The sequence below is a fragment of the Brumicola pallidula DSM 14239 = ACAM 615 genome, from assembly GCF_000428905.1.
Taxonomy (GTDB): domain Bacteria; phylum Pseudomonadota; class Gammaproteobacteria; order Enterobacterales; family Alteromonadaceae; genus Glaciecola; species Glaciecola pallidula.
Window position 1 is genome coordinate 313,733 of the sequence record NZ_AUAV01000005.1, and the last position, 16,574, is coordinate 330,306.

The 16,574-nt window shown below is 41.4% G+C and carries 12 protein-coding genes; 4 read left to right on the forward strand and 8 right to left on the reverse strand.

The features are described 5' to 3' along the window. Positions 1 to 126: 126 nt before the first annotated feature. From G399_RS0101440 to G399_RS0101465, 5 genes are all read right to left on the reverse strand, one after another. Positions 127 to 1,503 carry a Na+/H+ antiporter NhaC family protein gene (locus G399_RS0101440; protein WP_006011633.1) on the reverse strand — a complete coding sequence of 459 codons (1,377 nt, stop codon included), beginning with the start codon at positions 1,501 to 1,503 and terminating at the stop codon, positions 127 to 129. A 10-nt stretch (positions 1,504 to 1,513) separates the two neighbouring features. Continuing rightward, positions 1,514 to 4,027, reverse strand: coding sequence for a penicillin binding protein PBP4B (gene pbp4b, locus G399_RS0101445; protein WP_026843351.1), 2,514 nt, complete (start codon positions 4,025 to 4,027; stop codon positions 1,514 to 1,516). A gap of 361 nt (positions 4,028 to 4,388) precedes the next feature. Beyond that, positions 4,389 to 5,735 (reverse strand): M14 family zinc carboxypeptidase, encoded by a 1,347-nt coding sequence (locus tag G399_RS0101450; protein WP_006011631.1) that lies wholly within the window; start codon positions 5,733 to 5,735, stop codon positions 4,389 to 4,391. 567 nt (positions 5,736 to 6,302) lie between these two features. Then, positions 6,303 to 7,223 (reverse strand): N-acetylmuramic acid 6-phosphate etherase, encoded by a 921-nt coding sequence (gene murQ / locus G399_RS0101460; RefSeq protein ID WP_006011627.1) that lies wholly within the window; start codon positions 7,221 to 7,223, stop codon positions 6,303 to 6,305. Continuing rightward, the gene (locus G399_RS0101465; protein WP_006011626.1) at positions 7,220 to 8,794 is read right to left on the reverse strand and encodes a sodium:solute symporter; all 1,575 of its coding nucleotides are present in this window, start codon (positions 8,792 to 8,794) and stop codon (positions 7,220 to 7,222) included. The genes murQ and G399_RS0101465 overlap by 4 nt, the downstream gene beginning before the upstream one ends. Before the next feature lie 165 nt (positions 8,795 to 8,959). Between G399_RS0101465 and alr the strand changes: the two genes are divergently transcribed. From alr to G399_RS0101480, 3 genes are read left to right on the forward strand one after another with little or no spacing between them, the layout of a single operon-like run. After that, on the forward strand, positions 8,960 to 10,039 hold the full coding sequence (gene alr, locus G399_RS0101470; protein WP_006011625.1) for an alanine racemase: 1,080 nt from the start codon (positions 8,960 to 8,962) through the stop codon (positions 10,037 to 10,039). After that, positions 10,039 to 10,965, forward strand: a complete 927-nt coding sequence (locus G399_RS0101475) for a glucosamine kinase nucleotide-binding domain-containing protein (RefSeq protein ID WP_006011624.1) — start codon at positions 10,039 to 10,041, stop codon at positions 10,963 to 10,965. The genes alr and G399_RS0101475 overlap by 1 nt, the downstream gene beginning before the upstream one ends. A 6-nt stretch (positions 10,966 to 10,971) precedes the next feature. Beyond that, positions 10,972 to 12,141 (forward strand): acyl-CoA dehydrogenase, encoded by a 1,170-nt coding sequence (locus G399_RS0101480; RefSeq protein WP_006011623.1) that lies wholly within the window; start codon positions 10,972 to 10,974, stop codon positions 12,139 to 12,141. Positions 12,142 to 12,227: 86 nt separating this feature from the next. Here G399_RS0101480 and G399_RS0101485 read toward each other — a convergent pair whose 3' ends face one another. The 3 genes from G399_RS0101485 to fre form a co-directional block, all read right to left on the reverse strand. Then, positions 12,228 to 13,031, reverse strand: coding sequence for a substrate-binding periplasmic protein (locus G399_RS0101485; RefSeq protein WP_148277410.1), 804 nt, complete (start codon positions 13,029 to 13,031; stop codon positions 12,228 to 12,230). 127 nt (positions 13,032 to 13,158) lie between these two features. Then, a complete protein-coding gene (locus G399_RS0101490; RefSeq protein ID WP_006011621.1) occupies positions 13,159 to 14,604 on the reverse strand; it encodes a M28 family metallopeptidase in 1,446 nt (481 codons plus the stop codon). A 95-nt stretch (positions 14,605 to 14,699) separates the two neighbouring features. Continuing rightward, the gene (fre, locus tag G399_RS0101495) at positions 14,700 to 15,395 is read right to left on the reverse strand and encodes an NAD(P)H-flavin reductase (protein WP_006011619.1); all 696 of its coding nucleotides are present in this window, start codon (positions 15,393 to 15,395) and stop codon (positions 14,700 to 14,702) included. A gap of 538 nt (positions 15,396 to 15,933) precedes the next feature. Between fre and G399_RS0101500 the strand changes: the two genes are divergently transcribed. Then, entirely contained in the window at positions 15,934 to 16,554 is a 621-nt protein-coding gene (locus G399_RS0101500) for a tetratricopeptide repeat protein (protein WP_006011615.1), read from the forward strand. Positions 16,555 to 16,574: the final 20 nt, after the last annotated feature.

A 16,574-nucleotide genomic window follows, 5' to 3' on the forward strand; every position in this document is an offset into this window, starting at 1 on the left:
ATAGTGCATAGAATAGTACATAGAATAGTGCATAGAATAGTACATAGAATAGTACATAGAATAGTACATAGAATAGTACATAGAATAGTACATAGAATAGTGCGTAAAACACGCACTATTTAAATACTAGAAGAGTATTTGCAAGCTCAATAATACATAAGCGACGATGGTTATTGCACCGACAAACAAGGCGTATGGCATTTGGGTTTTTACGTGAGTTAATAGATCACAGCCAGCTGCCAGAGAAGAGATAGCGGTGGTATCCGAAATAGGAGAGCAATGATCCCCGAAGATGCCACCACCTAAAATAGCCGCTAACACGAGTGATGGAGGTAGGCCCAAAGTGGTAACCAAAGGCATTCCGATAGGAATGAGAATGGCGAAGGTTCCCCATGAAGTTCCTGTTGTAAATGACATTATCGCGCCAGCAATAAATAACATCGGGACAACCAATATCAGGGGTAAATTTTCTCCGACCAAGCCAGAAACAAATAAACCCGTGCCAAGTGCTTTGAGACTGGTACCCAACGCAATAGATAACAATACGATAGTGACTAAAGGGAGTAGCTCACCCATTCCACGGAAGCCAATCTTAATCGACTGTTGATGTGTAAAACGTTTATGCCAAAGCAATTGACCGTAGGCGACAATACAGGCTAAAAAAGTGGCATACAATACTGATTTACTGCCACTTCCTTTGGTAATATCACCTTCACCGGTCATAAACATGAAAGCAAACATACCAATGATCATAACCAGAAGTGGCACCAGCATAAATCGCGATTTAGTCGCAGGGCTCGAGTCCATAGATGAGTCAACAGATTCTAGTCGTTCTTCAGCCTGTTTCATTGGGCCGTGCACTTTGTCAAAAACGATGGTGTAAGCCACGACTACAAGGGTTAACCAGGCATAGACATTAAACGGCAATGTCCCCCACAAAACGGCAAGTGGGTCTTGACCTAAATCATAGGTGCTGATTAGCGCCAGCACGTAAGCTCCCCAGCCATTTAGCAGTATGAGAATGCAAATAGGAGCGCATGTCGAATCGATGATATATGCCAGCCTTGCTCGGCTCATCTTATATTTATCAAATAATCCTCGAGCAAAAATACCGGCAGTTAATACACTTAAATTAGATTCAATAAAAATCATAATGCCAGTAAACATGGTAACACCACCAACCCGCTTTTTAGAATTTATGAGTCCGCTGCTGATCACCCGATCAACGGTTGCGCTTACGCCACCAGAGTCACGAATAAACGCAAGTAGAGCACCAACCAGTAAGCTGAAAATAAGTATCCTCGTAGTACCAACAGAGGCAGCCGTGTCTACGATACGATCAATGGTGTTGAGCGGTGTAACCAGCCAATTTCCAGGTGAACTGGATACGACTAGAAGCAGTTCGGAGCTTAATATAGCTAAAAAAAGAGCAAGAATAACTTCCTTTTTCCAGATAACAACAGCAATAGCGATGACGGGCGGGAGGACAGTAAGCCATTCCATAAATTCTTTCCTAGTTTTTATCTTGAAGTTGATTTTGTGCTTCGAATTCGATGAGTGCTTCATAAATCATGCTAATGATACTGCCATAATTCCCAGTTTCAAAAGTATCAGTTGCAAATTCAAAGTTGTCTTCATTAGCGGTGACTTTTGAATGGCGCTTATTAGTTAATAAAATAATCGCTAAATCGTAGACGGGGTCAATAACGACTGCAGTGCCAGTCCAACTTGTATGCCCATATGCTGACGCACTGGCATAAGGTCCAAAAAGCGTTTGTTGCGCTTTATCATTAGCCAATTGCCATCCTAAGCCAATATTATTAGATTGACCTGCAGGACGTAAAAATCGAGCCATGGTAGCCTGATTAAACAGTTTTACATCACCATAGCCGCCGCCATTCAACATCATTTGACTGAGTATGGCCAAGTCGTCAGTATTTGAAAAAAGTCCTGCATGACCTGACACCCCCTGCATTGAATAGAAGGCATTTTCATCATGAACTTCTCCTTGCAGCACATGCTCTCTCACATTCGGAAAGTCGATGTTCGACCCTCGGGTATTACCAAAAATTTCGGTAGCCGCGAATTGATCCGCAGTAAAGCGTGCTTTTAATGGATTGAATAAGGTGTTTTTAAGACCTAGCGGTGCGTATATTGTATCTTGGCTGAACTGGTCCAATTGCATCCCCGTAATTCGCTCGACCAAAAGACCGAGTAGCATGAAATTAGTTTCGCTATATCGTTGTGTGGCGCCAATAACCGATTCGAAAGGCAATGCAGTAAGCAATAAACGACTTGTTTTTAGTTTATTTTGAGAATAAAAATAGTCACCATATTTGTTATCGGGACGGTAAAAATTGAGTTCATCAGAGTAACCCGATCCATGTGAAAGCAAATCTTTGACTAAAATCATCTCTCGCCCATCACCTCGATATTCGGGTATGTAGTACTGAATGGGTCTAAAGATATCGATTTTACCCGCATTCACTAATTGCATGATCGCCAAGCTGGTGGTGAATACTTTTGTATTCGAAGCGAGGTCAAACATATGCTCCGACGTCATAGGTTCAAAATGTGCTAGTAATTCGCCCTTATTATCGTATTTTTTGGCATAACCATAGCTCGTTCTCTTAATTATTTTACCTTTATATACAACCGCAATAGTCGCACCAGGGAAGCCCGCGTCTATCTCGTCTCTAATAAAACGGTCTACCGACCGGAACAGAGATTTATAAGGAGCAACGTCATACGCAAGGGTCGGATACGGAATACTAATTTTTATGTTCGAGCCTTGTGGAAGTACATTCTCAACTCGCAGGCTATTGAGTCCATTGACCGTGCGTTTGTGTAAAGAGACTCGATTGCGCTTGGATTGATCAAAGGTGGCTAAATTCAGTTTCTGACCATTAATATATACGTCGGCAGAGACTGCGTTATCAGTTTCAATAATGAGCTCACCTCGTCCTTCATAAGCAGCAAATTTATCTCTATTGCGGATCTTATCGGTGGTTTTATACTGCAACTCTGGAAACACTTTAGAAAGCTGAGACTGCTGTGTATTTTCAACCACTTGTCGTTGGTTTATTTGCGCTGTTAATACCTCAGATTGATAAATTTTATGCAATTGTTGGTAACTCGTTGGAAAGTACTTTTCCAATAAGGCGAATACTGCAGCAGCGGTCTGATTATCCAGCTCGCCAGTCACTTTCCAAGGCACAAAATGCATTTGAAACGCAGCCAAAGTGTCGATGGTTTGTTGATCCATCCTGCCGGTAGCTGCCAAATCATAACCATAAGCACTCAGTGCTTTTTGAATGAGCGCTAAGCTAGGTAAGGTTTGGTTAAAGGCTAGCCAATGATGAGTCAAATTCTCGTTGTCATACCAAGCGCCAATTCCTTCTTTGTATAATCTATACCAAGGGAATTTAGGACCCGGGTCATTTTTTCTTGAGGGTGCAATATCTGAATGACCAACAACAGCAGTCGGTTCGATGTCTGGATTTCTTGCGAGTATCTGTTTACTCAATTTAATCAATAATTGTATTTGTTTTTCTTCGAACTCAGGGTAAACACATAAGTCTCGATTTTTTTCGGCACCCATAATTTGTGGCATGATAGCCGCCAATGAAGCATCCGCGGGGTTGTCTTCTTGACAAAAAGGCATGTTAACAACTTCTATGCCAATACTGTGATCATTGATCCCAGAGCGACCCTGCCAATAGCTAATGCCAGCATGCCAAGCTCGCTTATTTTCATCCACTAATTGAAACACCTTGATGTCTTTATACGGATAGCTTGGATCATCCGCTTTAGGAATTAAATAATGCGAACTGACACTGCCTTCTGCTACCAATGCAGCAACCGACTCTTGATAATTCACTGCGGTGAAGTGCATGACTAAAGATTTAACTCGATAGCTGTAGTTTTCAGACGCCATGCTTTCAATATCTGACATACTCGAACAGCTCATGAGAAAAACAGCACTAGCGAAAATTGAAGACTGGGCTAGCCTTGTCCAATTTGGCATTCTTTTTCCTTTACAAACTTATTGCTTTTACTTGGTTAGAATCGGATGACTTAGGTTTATCAAACTGTATTTTATGTGTAAGGTTAACACGTCATTGTGTTGCATAAAATATACACATCAATGAGTTACATTGCCCAACATTATTTTGTATTGGGTAAATCTAACAAGGCAAAGTGTACAAGACAACTGTAGAAGCCCATAAAATTGTCGATTGTTTTATCCTAGGACGTGATTGCTCACTTTGTATTTATTTTACAATCATAAAGAGCGCTAATATAAACCAATAATCTGTAACTCTAAACGGGTTTTTAAAGGAATTCTATTAGTGAAGTGTGTCTCGCTACTGGGTTTAGTTTTTAGCTTAGAGCGGTAATATCTCTCCCATTACAAAAGCAAATTTACGTTCACCTTCTTTGCACAAGAAGCCGGCGGGCGTCACACCTTTCATCATCTTTTTATCATCATGCCAATACTTGGGATTTTCGATAATAGTATAATCCGAGTGATTTTTTATTAAGTTGATGTTGCCTACAAAGTGGCTAAAGCCTTTTTTGAGCAACTCGATATAGCTTTCATTGCTTAAATACAATTCTTCATTCAGTAAATATGACTGCCCCGGATCATACGTATAGCCCAATCCTTGAACTGTATTCAGCCCATGTTGTTGATGTAAGTCGCCAATATCAGCAACCAAGGTAAGCGATGAAAAACGAGATTGTTTGCGCATAGCAATATCAGTTGTGTAGGAGTTTCCTGCAAACCCCAAATCTTTGATCAGTAAATCGCAAAGCTTGTTTTCTTTATTTTCAGGGATTTGCCAATATTTAATCTCAAGCTCTGTTAGTTTTTCATCGGTCGTCCAATATGACTCTTCGCAAAGCATATTTAATGCGTGCAGTAACACAAATACATTCATCGTTCGTGCAACCTGACGGTATCGGTCATTTGGGTAGTGGCCTGATTCAATTAATATTGTGCTTATCCCACGCCCAGTGAACTGATCACCGAATGAGCGAGCAGAAAACTCACCATCATAACGAGCAATACCTGCTGGTAGTAAAGCGTTGGCATTTACTTGCATGAGAGCAGTCAAGGCCATTGCATTTCTGCGAGCATGGTTAATTGTTTTTTGAGAATCAAATGCAGGAGCTAGAAAAGCCAAAGTGGACGACTTGCCATGAGCACCACAACGGAAGTAGTCTTTTTGGTCATGCAGGTTAAAAGCAAAGTCGGGATGAATTCTTTCGACCACTGCATTTAGTGCTTTACCTTCGGGTGTTTGCAGCGCCAATGCATCTCGATTGATATCAATACCTTGGGCATTTTCTCGTGTGCCGGCAGATGCGCCATCAGGATTAAGCATAGGAATGATGTGTATTGTGAGCAGGTTATGCCAATTTGCATTCAACGAAGTGCTCAGTTTTGCAGTAATAAGGTGGATAATATCTAACACCGCGGCGGTTGCAGTTGACTCGTCACCATGCATTTGAGTCCACAGAAGCACTTTTTTGGGGCCATCACCCAAACTTAGGCAACTGATAGGCAGACCGCAAAAAGACTGCCCAATAATAGTTTTAGTCACACCATCACAAGAAGCGAAATCATCGATTATTGCATCGATATGTTCAGGCATTAATTGCTGTTTATCGAGATTAGCTACACGATTTTCGTAGAGCGAGCTAAGCTCGTTGGATAAAAGTATGTCCATCAATAAACCATCAGTTCGAATATTAGCGCTTTACTATAATGTTTTTAGTAGGCTTTATACAGCTGAAATGGTGATAAAAGAGTTTGCACTTGAATTACTTGCTGATTTACCCTAGTTATGTATCTCTACCACCTTAAGTGACAGTTTGTCAGCGGCATTTTCCCATCCTTTTTCTATCCTTACGGCCGCGACAAACTCAGCGCCTTTTTCGTTCCTAAAACATCGTGTTCGGGTGCGAACAACGTGACAATGTCGACATTGTTGTATAGCAGTGCATCGACTAAATACCGTACTTTTGCTCCTGACGTTTAGTTAACACCAAGGCCCGCTTTTTAATCTTGTGATAGTGCTAAAAAAATAGTTTTTTGTCTATATTTTAAAGTGACTTTTTGTGTCTGACTTGTTATAAATTATTGTTTTTATAAACTTTTACTGCTTAAATTGCAGACAGTAAGATACGATTAAGATACAAAATGATAAGTAAAAACAGAGGTTTTTTTAGCTGGCTTTATTGTTCTGCGCATTGAAAGGGGCTTATCCAATACAGTTATTCCTCGTGATGTTTGACTAACCGGCGTCTAAGGCTCTACGTAAAAAACCATCGTTGCTTTTCAATAAGTTTTCACATGTAGTTATGTCGCTGTTTGTGAGAACCTTGAGTATTGCAAGTTTTGCATTACTCTTTGCAATTGATAATGCATCGACCGCAGTTTGCTGGTCGCAATCTGTTGCCTGCATTACGATATGGATTGCTCTTGCCACCAATTTTTCGTTCGTTGCATTCACATCGACCATTAAATTTTTATAAGTTTTGCCTAATTTAATCATGCTAGCAGTGCTTATCATATTCAATATGAGTTTTTGTGCAGTACCCGATTTCATGCGGGTTGAGCCGGTTAACACCTCGGGGCCTACGTTCGCACAAATACCAATATCAGCTATTTCGATAAGAGGTGCGTTAGGATTGCAAACAACACATGCTGTTATGGCATTGATGGATACAGCGTAATTTAGCGCCCCAATAACATAGGGTGTGCGGCCACTAGCCGCTATACCGACTAACATGTCTTTGTTGTTAAATTGTATATTGTCGAGGTCTCGTTGAGCTGCGTCAATATCATCTTCTGCGCCCTCAACGGCGCTGATTAGTGCCATTTCACCGCCAGCAATAATACCGACAATGATATTGTCGGGCACACTAAACGTTGGTCGACATTCAACTGCATCCAAAATACCTAGCCGACCACTGGTGCCTGCGCCAATGTATATAAGCCGTCCACCTTGTTTTAAACAAACCACGGCAGCATCAACCGCTAAGGTTATTTGTGGTATCGCTTTGGCCACCGCGCTGGCGACAAGACTGTCTTGTTGGTTAATGCACTGAAGCGCATCCCTAGTACTCATTAGGTCAATTTGTTCGCTTGCTGGGTTAATACCTTCTGAAGGAATGTAATTTAACTGGTCTAGTATTTGCTGTGTTTTACTCATAGTTTGACCTTTATTGAATTATTATTACCAAGTAAACACACCGTTGTAGCAGCAAATGTAGCGATCACTAATTGCCATGAAAATCCCAAACTAAATTGATATGTATCAGGAAGATATAAGTCCATTATGTAAGGCTGCATTAGCACCGGGATAAGGAAGCCAATGATCAATGCTGCCAAAATCGATAGCGAAGAACCTCTGCTACTGAACAAAGCAGTAAAATAAACACCAAGCAAGCCACTGTATGAGAAAATCATGACACTTAGCGCAAATGCCAATAGTGGCATATCGCTATATTGTTGCCAGTAAAAGCATAATGCAGCCATTATACTCAAGGCAATTGCAACAATAATCATGCTAATTCTACCTGCTTTTACCATCTGCTTTTCTGAAAGTGTTTTACCTTTATTGAGTAATATGCCGCGATAAATATCTTGCACTGCAACTGAAGACATCGAATTAAGTCCAGAATTAAGGGTAGACAATGCCGCTGCAATAATACCAATGGTCACTACCGCTTTAATTCCATTGGGTAAGTCGGTGAGCACGTAATACATAAAGATCGTTACTGTTTGACCTACAAATTTCGGAGTGGGTACATCACCATTTGCGACACTTTGGCTCATTAAGTCAGGGCGTTGATAGTAAATATAGAGCAACATTCCGATAACCACAAAAATTAAAACAACGGGAATGCCCATCAATATTGAAGAAGTAAGTGCCTTGGTAGCTTCTTTCGCGTCTTTACAGGTTAACATGCGCTGCGTGACGTCCTGGTCCATGCCGAATGCGGCGATATTTAGCAATACAAAACCGGTAATAACGGACCAAAATCCGAAAACGCCTGAAGGTGTAAAATCCAATGAGAAATCAAGCACGGTCAGCTTAGATTGAGAATCATCGATCGGTGACTGTAATGCGTTGATAATAGTACTGAAATCGGCTGGAATACTATACAGTAGGTAGCCCAGTACTAATATAGCGGCAGAGATATAAACAATACATTGAATAACATCGCTATAAATAATGGTGCGAATACCACCGTAAACTGTGTATAGAAGGCCAACAGTAGCAATTAACGCAATTGAAATTATGACACTGGATGCGTCGATATCACCGAATAATATCATTGCAATGGCTATTGCTGCCATATACAGTCTGGCTCCGCTTGCAAATAAGCGGCCCACTAAATATACCGTTCCCGCTTGGTATTTTGCTTGTTCGCCAAAACGTTGGGCTAATAGTTCATATACCGTGAAGACTTTGAACTTATAAAATTTGGGTAATAAAAAAGTGGCAACAAAAAATGCAGCAAGAAAACCAGCAATGTTGGTTGCTAAATAAGTTAGGTCTCCCCGGTAACCTTGGTCAGGCCCGCCAAGAAACGTGGCAGCACTTTGCGAAGTGGCTAACACTGAAATAGCGACTACCCACATTGGCATTGACTTTCCGCCAAGAAAATAATCATTTGAGGTAGACGCTTGGTTGTTATATAGCCAACCACTTACAATTAAGAGGAGCCCGTACCCTCCAAAAATCAGCCAATCGATAGTGGAAAATTGATCAATCATAACGCTCTTATAGGTATTTTAATGGGAATGCCTGTCTGCAAAAATAGAGACACTGGCTTTTTTTCCACATTCGTTCGATTTATGTTGTCATTAACCCATTAATCATGATGAAAAACAAGTTTCACTAGTTTACTATCGACGTACTTATTAATAAGGAGCTTCTTTTTGGCTAGATACACCCACGCAACAATCGACCTTAATGCGCTTAAATACAATTTCATGGCAATGAGTCGTTTCTCGCCAAGCAGCAAACAAGTCGTTGTTGTAAAAGCCGATGCCTATGGTAATGGTGCTGTCACTGTTGCCAAATGTTTGCAAAGTCAGGCTGATATGTTTGCGGTCGCGTTTATCGATGAGGTCTTTGAATTAAGAGATGCAGGCATAACACAGCCAATTCTTGTCCTTCAAGGCCCACATGAAGAACGCGAGTGTGAGCTAACAAAAACACTTAACATAGTCTGGATGCTGCATGTTGAGCAACAGCTGAATTGGATAAATAAACGTATACAAAATAACGAGATTAGTAATCTTCACCATTGGGTTAAGTTTGATACAGGCATGCACCGTTTAGGTTTAATGCTTGAGGACTACGACCGTTTGAACGCAGATTATACACATATATTTCATCCTACAACGGTGATGGCAACTCACCTAGCAACGGCAGACGAACCTGAGAATAAAGCGTCTTCAACAGCAGTCAATCAATTCCTGAGTGTGATGGCCGACCGGCACAGTTGTTTATCTATTGCCAATTCGGCCGCTAATATCTGTTTACCTGAGTCTGCAAAAACATGGAATAGAATAGGCATATCCTTGTATGGGAGTTCGCCCTTTGAAAATAATGAAATGTCGATTTCTCTTAAACCAGTTATGCAGTTAAACAGCGAAGTCATTGCGTTGCGAGAAATAGCTGCCGGAGAGTCAGTTGGTTATGGAGCAACATGGACAGCAAGCAAACGTTCGGTTATTGCCACGGTAGCGATAGGCTATGCAGATGGTTACCCACGCCATGCACCAATTGGCACGCCTGCTTTATTCGATGGCGTTGTTGGTGAATTAGTAGGGAGAGTTTCGATGGACATGTTGACCTTTGATGTAAGCAATATCGAAAAGGTAGAAATAGGTACAAAAGTAGAATTATGGGGTAACAACCTAGCCATTAATGTGATTGCTAAGCAGGTTGGCACAATTGGCTATGAGCTAATGACGCGTGTATCAAAAAGAGTGCCTAGGAAGCTTATATAATGGACTACTTTATTGGCATCGATGCGGGAGGCACTCATTCGAGAGCCTCGTTGTATGATAATGAGGGGAATTCCATCGGTACTGGCAAAGCAGGGGGGGCGAACGTTTTTAGTGATTTCGCTGCAGCGATGCAACAAATTGACCTTGCAATCGACTTAGCTATTAATGCGTCGAATATACCTATCGACAAAAAAGCGCTTATTGTTGGTGCCGGTTGTGCTGGTGGTCAAACAAATCAAGCACAATTGAGTCTCGCAACATGGGCTTCGCCCTATAAACATGTATTTATGACGAGTGATCTGCATGCAAGCTGCGCAGCCGCTAACAATGGTCAAGATTGTGTCATTCTGATTACCGGCACGGGCTCATCAATTGCACATTATCAGAATGCTCAAGTTACTCAGTATGGTGGCCATGGATTTATTCATGGTGACGAGGCCAGTGGCGCTTGGTTAGGCTTGAGTGCGATACAACTATTGTTGAAAAGTAATGATAACCTTATAAATGACCAACAATTCTGTAAGGCAATATCACATGCCATTGGTTTGAATAATGAAAAAACGTTTATGAATAACGAACACAATGCCAATGTCGATTATATTTTAAATCATTTTAAATCAAAACTCGCTTCAGACTATGCGCAGCTCGCGCCATGTATCATTAATCTGCAACGCGCTGGAAATAGCTCAGCCAATACACTTGTCAGCCAAGGGGTAGATTATTTGTACTCAGTATTAACCTTAAATTCGCTTCACTACGGGCTGCCAATATTCATGACCGGTGGCATAGCCAAAAGTTACCAACCTTTGTTAGAAAAGAAGCTGGGGCGAGCTGTGCAGTTAATGCAACGACCAGCTCAAGATGGAGCTATGTTATTAGCTAAATCTAAGCTGTCAGAAATAGCTAAAACCACAAATACAAGGTAAACAATTATGTTGAGCCATTGGAATGACTTACTTTTACTTAATAATCAGTTAACTGAAGATGAAAAGCTTATTCAACAAGCTGCTTATGAGTTCGCCCAAACTCAACTTATGCCTGGTATATTAATGGCAAACCGTCATGAAAAGTTTGACCCCTCAATTATGTTAAAGATGGGAGAGGCTGGTCTGTTAGGGTCGACCATACAAGGTTACGGCTGTGCGGGCATCAATTACGTTAGTTATGGCTTAGTAGCGCGCGAAATTGAACGCGTAGACAGCGGTTATCGCAGTGCAATGAGTGTGCAATCGTCTTTAGTTATGCATCCTATTAACCTATTTGGGAATGAGCAACAAAAGCAAAAATATTTACCCAAGCTAGCAACGGGCGAATGGATTGGTTGTTTTGGACTAACCGAGCCTGATGCTGGGTCCGACCCCGCCTCTATGAAAAGCCTTGCTAAGAAGGTTGATGGCGGATATTTACTTTCAGGCAGTAAAATGTGGATCACAAATTCACCAATAGCTGATGTCTTCGTGGTTTGGGCAAAGAAACAAGAGGATGGCAAGATTTATGGATTCATTTTAGACAAAGGCATGGAAGGTTTATCAGCGCCTAAAATCGAAGGTAAACAATCATTAAAAGCGTCTATTACTGGTGAAATAGTCATGCAGAATGTGTTTGTGACGGAGCAACATATTCTGCCTAAGGTGTCTGGCTTGAAGGGACCCTTCAGTTGCTTAAATATGGCAAGGTATGGCATTTCTTGGGGGGCTTTGGGCGCAGCTGAGTTTTGTTGGCATGCGGCAAGACAATATGGTCTCGATCGAAAACAATTTAATAAGCCACTTGCGCAAACACAATTGTTTCAAACCAAACTTGCGGACATGCAAACAGAAATTACACTCGGCTTGCAAGCTTCATTGCGAGTAGGGCGATTAATTGATGAAAAGCAATATGACCCAGCGATGATTTCGATGGTTAAGCGTAATAATTGTGCAAAGTCGTTGGACATTGCTCGTAAAGCTCGTGATATGCATGGTGGTAACGGTATTAGTGATGAGTTTCACGTTATTCGCCATATGATCAACCTAGAAACAGTCAACACTTATGAGGGTACTTATGACATACATGGCCTTATACTTGGTCGAGCACAAACGGGTTTACAAGCATTTTTCTAATTGCGCTTAGTCACATTTAGGTATTAAAAATGCTGTCGAGTATACTCTAAAATTGATACTCGACCCATTATTTACCTATCTTTTAATTACCATCTAACCAACATGTCAGCATACATGCGTGCGTCAAGCAGACTCTCTCGGGCTAGGTCTTGTTTGAGTAATTCAAAGTATTTCCCACTCGCTTTTAGTCTTTCAATTCCTTTGTCAAAGTCAGTAATAATGGCCTTTGTGTCTGCATAATTACGATTCATTGCTAACGATATATTGACCTGTATTAATGGGGCTCTGGATACATAAATAGGTTTCTCACCGACGCTCTTGAGCAATAGGTTCATTTCATCTGCCATTGCTTTGTCGATCAATAGAAAGTCGACACGGCGTTCCGCAAGTTGTTCTATATTGTCAAAAAACCAAGGTGACCGTGCCCACAGAACATCTCTCTCACCGCGTAACTGATCTGTATTAGCGAAACGATTTTCAATTCCAACACGCTCTCTGTAAAGCTGCTCAAGGCGAACAATATTTTCAGCTCTTTGATAACGAGACACTGCGTGTAAGTTAACTTGCATATATGGTTTGGAGTAGATGTAATCGTCTCTTTGGTCATTAAGCGAATAATGGTCGATGTAGCCCGCAAACTTCCCTGACCTTAGACCGCTTCCAGACCAAGCTTGGGTGGTTGCCACTATGTTGGCCTGCCAATCTTTATTTAAGGCAGCAGTAACTAAGTCCATTTGACGAGCGGCTAGTTCTTCATGTTCATCAATATAGGTGGCTACTTTATTGCCAACCAGGTTGACGGTTTGTGCTTGGATACTGGCTGATGCTAACAAGCCAATTGAGATTAACAGTAGGGCACTTTTTTTAATCATTTTAATTTTTTGACTCATTTGGCTACTATAAATAAGTATGCTAACTACACTAGTTAACCTGTTTGTTTGCACTGACAATGTATTACTCATTCTACCACCTTTAAAACATAGTTACTGTTAGTACGAGTTTTCAGTCACTTTTGGATTATTCTCCGAATGCACCTGCGGCGCCAGGAAATACCACCGGACTTTCAAAGCCGTCTTGGCTAACACTAGCAACACCAAAGAAGTAGTTATCTATAACAACATTCTCAAGTGTTGCTGTGGTTACGTTACCGACATACTTGCTGAACTGCCACTGTGGCGCATCAGTTAATCTCCAATATATCTTGTATCCCTTTAACTGCTCATTAATAGGCGGTGTTAAAGTATCATCATGGGGTTTCCAACTCAGGGTAGTTGAAGGCTGAACTGCACCCGTGATCGTGACGTCGGCCGGTGGATTTGGCGCGCTAGCCATGCCAGCAAGCGACACCGCGTTAAGGGCTGTTAATTTGGCTGCATAGTTAAAATTAACACCATCGATAGTATCACCATATACAACACCATCCTCAGTTCGCAAGTCTTGGTGCTGTCTTGCATAGTGTTCGTTAGTTTCCATAATTCGTACGCCAGGATAGCCTAAATCGTTGAACGGGCGATGGTGTCCGCCGCGTCTGAAACGGTCTAATCGATATACCACCATTGTGTCTAGGTTTTGTATATAGCGGTCCGCCATTAAATCGATATAGCGAGCTAGGTTTCTACTTGGACTGTCAACTTCGCCGCCGGTAAATCGGCGATAAGTTGCTTCATCAGCGGTCTCAGTATTTCTTGTTCCCTCTGCGAATATTCGGGCTGTGGTGTTATTAATAACGCCGTTTACACCTTCAATATTACCGATCATGTCGTTGTTTAACACCGCTTTTAAACGCCAATTATTTGCCTTAGCATACTCGGCTAATATTTTCCCACCGAATAACCCTTGTTCTTCGCCTGCAAGCGCAGCATAAACAATACTGCCTGCAAAATAGTGCTTGCTTAGCACTCTTGCTGCTTCCAAGGTGCCAGCGACACCCGACGCATTATCATTGGCTCCTGGCGAGTCAGATACACTGTCCATCACATCGCTTACACGTGAATCAATATCGCCACTCATCATTACATAGCGATTTGTGTCGGTAGTGCCCTTTTGAATAGCGATAACGCTGACAACTTCGGTTGCATTTGGGATCCGTTTTTCGCCAGATATAACCTTAGTTTGAAAGAACACTTCTAAACAGCCTCCACACTCAGTAGAAATTTTATCAAACTCTTCTTTAATCCAACGACGTGCAGCCCCGATACCACGAGTTTCGGATTCCGTTTCTGATAGGGTGTGTCTTGTGCCAAAACTAACTAGCGTGCGAATGTCTTGCTCGATTCTATCCGCAGATACCTCTTTAGCTATTTGATGTAAGAGCACACTATCAGTGTAACTAAGCGAGGTTGGTGGTGTTTGTTGAGCATGCGCAATATTATTGTTATTAACCAACAGTGACGAAGAAAAAACCAGCACGCCACAGGCAGCAGTGCGACTTAATTTTTTTATCGAATAAAATGATCTGCGCATTTAACGCCCTCAAAAGTGATTTCAAATTTATATTTTATTAACATATTGATAAAGCGAACTATTATGTGTTTGCTCAACCTGCTACTCTAAAAAAACTAGATGAACGCATACGCATCGCCAAATAAGTCGGCTTTGCTCAACCCTAGCGCACAAAACTCATCTCTAATGGTCGCTGACATCTCAAATCGACCCGCCGTATATACCTGTTTACCAGACAAGTCAGTGATGTCTTTGAGTACCGCCTTGTGAACCCAGCCAATGTGCCCGTGCCAATCATCATTGGCGTGCTCAACAACAGGAATAAAAGTAAAGTTAGGGTATGAACGACTCATCGCCTCTAATGCTTTAAATTCATACAAGTCCCCAATGGTTTTTGCCCCCCAGTAAAGTTTTAGTTCTCTATCGGGCTGGTTTTCAATACAATCTAAAAGAATAGCCTTTGCATAAGAATAACCGGTTCCGCCTGCGACAATGATTGCCGGCATAGTCGAATTTCTTAAAAAAGCCTTCCCTGCAGGGGCTTCAATAACTAATTTACCTTCGTCTTTGCATTTCGTTAGTACTTCGAAAGCATAACCATTCGCGGGATCAGCACCGATATGAAGCTCTATTTTATGAGGCTCGCTGGGTGCACTCGCAATAGAAAAGGGACGCTTATCATTTTCACCCATAACTACTTGTAGGTATTGACCTGCTAAAAATTCTAGCGGGAACTCCGGCAATAATGTTACTTTGTGCACAATTGAGGTTTGCGCTTCAGTTGACTCAACCGTGCAATTAATCACTTTCATGAAAGTCCTTTATTAACTTATTTTAAGATTATTTGTTTTTTTTGGCGCGATATAAAGCGGTCCATGTTCGTTCCAGATGTTATCAATAGGAACGTTTTGCATCTACATTGTATCTCGAACTGCGTTCATTCTGGTAGTTATTGTCTAAATAACATCATTTTAAACTCGTACACTGCGTCAGCGGCACAGACTATCACAAATTTAGTGCCCATGAATCGTCGAATAAATGACCGCTACTACTGATAAGTCAACTTGAATTTGCTGTCCTCTGTTGCTCATTAGCACTGAGAATTAGAATTGTAGGGAAAGGCTAACAAAAAACCTCGCAAGCACAGACATCATTCTTTGTGTCTCCATAACTATGTTATCGCAGCGTAAAATATTGTTGTATGGCAACAATACAGGTATTTCATACAAACGTTTTGACTGCATAAACATAAGCATTGATCAACTTGCAGAATGCAATTATTTTTTACTTTTTGTTATTATTGCCGATAGATAGTGAATAGCCAAAAATATCGCAATATCTGGAGTGTTTGTGTACAAAGTTTCTATTTTTATTGTTTTTCTTTTTGCTTTTACTGGCAGTAGTCAAGCTCAGCAGTTACAGGCTGTGCAGATATACAGTCAAGATGACTTGATAAAAATGATTAACAGCAATGTGCATTTGCAACGCGTTGTTGCTGACCGCTGTCAGTTAGTTCAAGATATTGAAGCTAGGGCGGAAGTACTAAATGTGCCCGCATATCAATTCTTGTGGGGAGATATGCTTGCTTGGGGAATTTGCGTTGATGCCGAACCAGATCGCGGTATATATTATATGCGAGAAGCCGCTGCACAAGGTTTGGCAGCAGCATTAGAGCAGTTGGGTCGTTATTATTCAGTGGGTAAGTTAGTGCAAGAAGATAAGAAACGTGCGGTTATCTATTTGCGTGAGGCAGCAGCTTTAGGCAATCTAAAAGCACAATTACAATTAGCGGAGTTATTTATTGATGGTTATGGCAGTCCATACGACTTTGAGGATTTGTATCATTGGTTGTATAACGCCATCAGTGACGATAGTCGAACCCATCAACGTATAGCAGTTTACATGGCAGAGCTTGAATCCCTTATGCACCCTAGAGCGGCTAGAAATGCGCGCAAACCTATGGTTAATTAGCATTGGCTGGCGTGGGAATA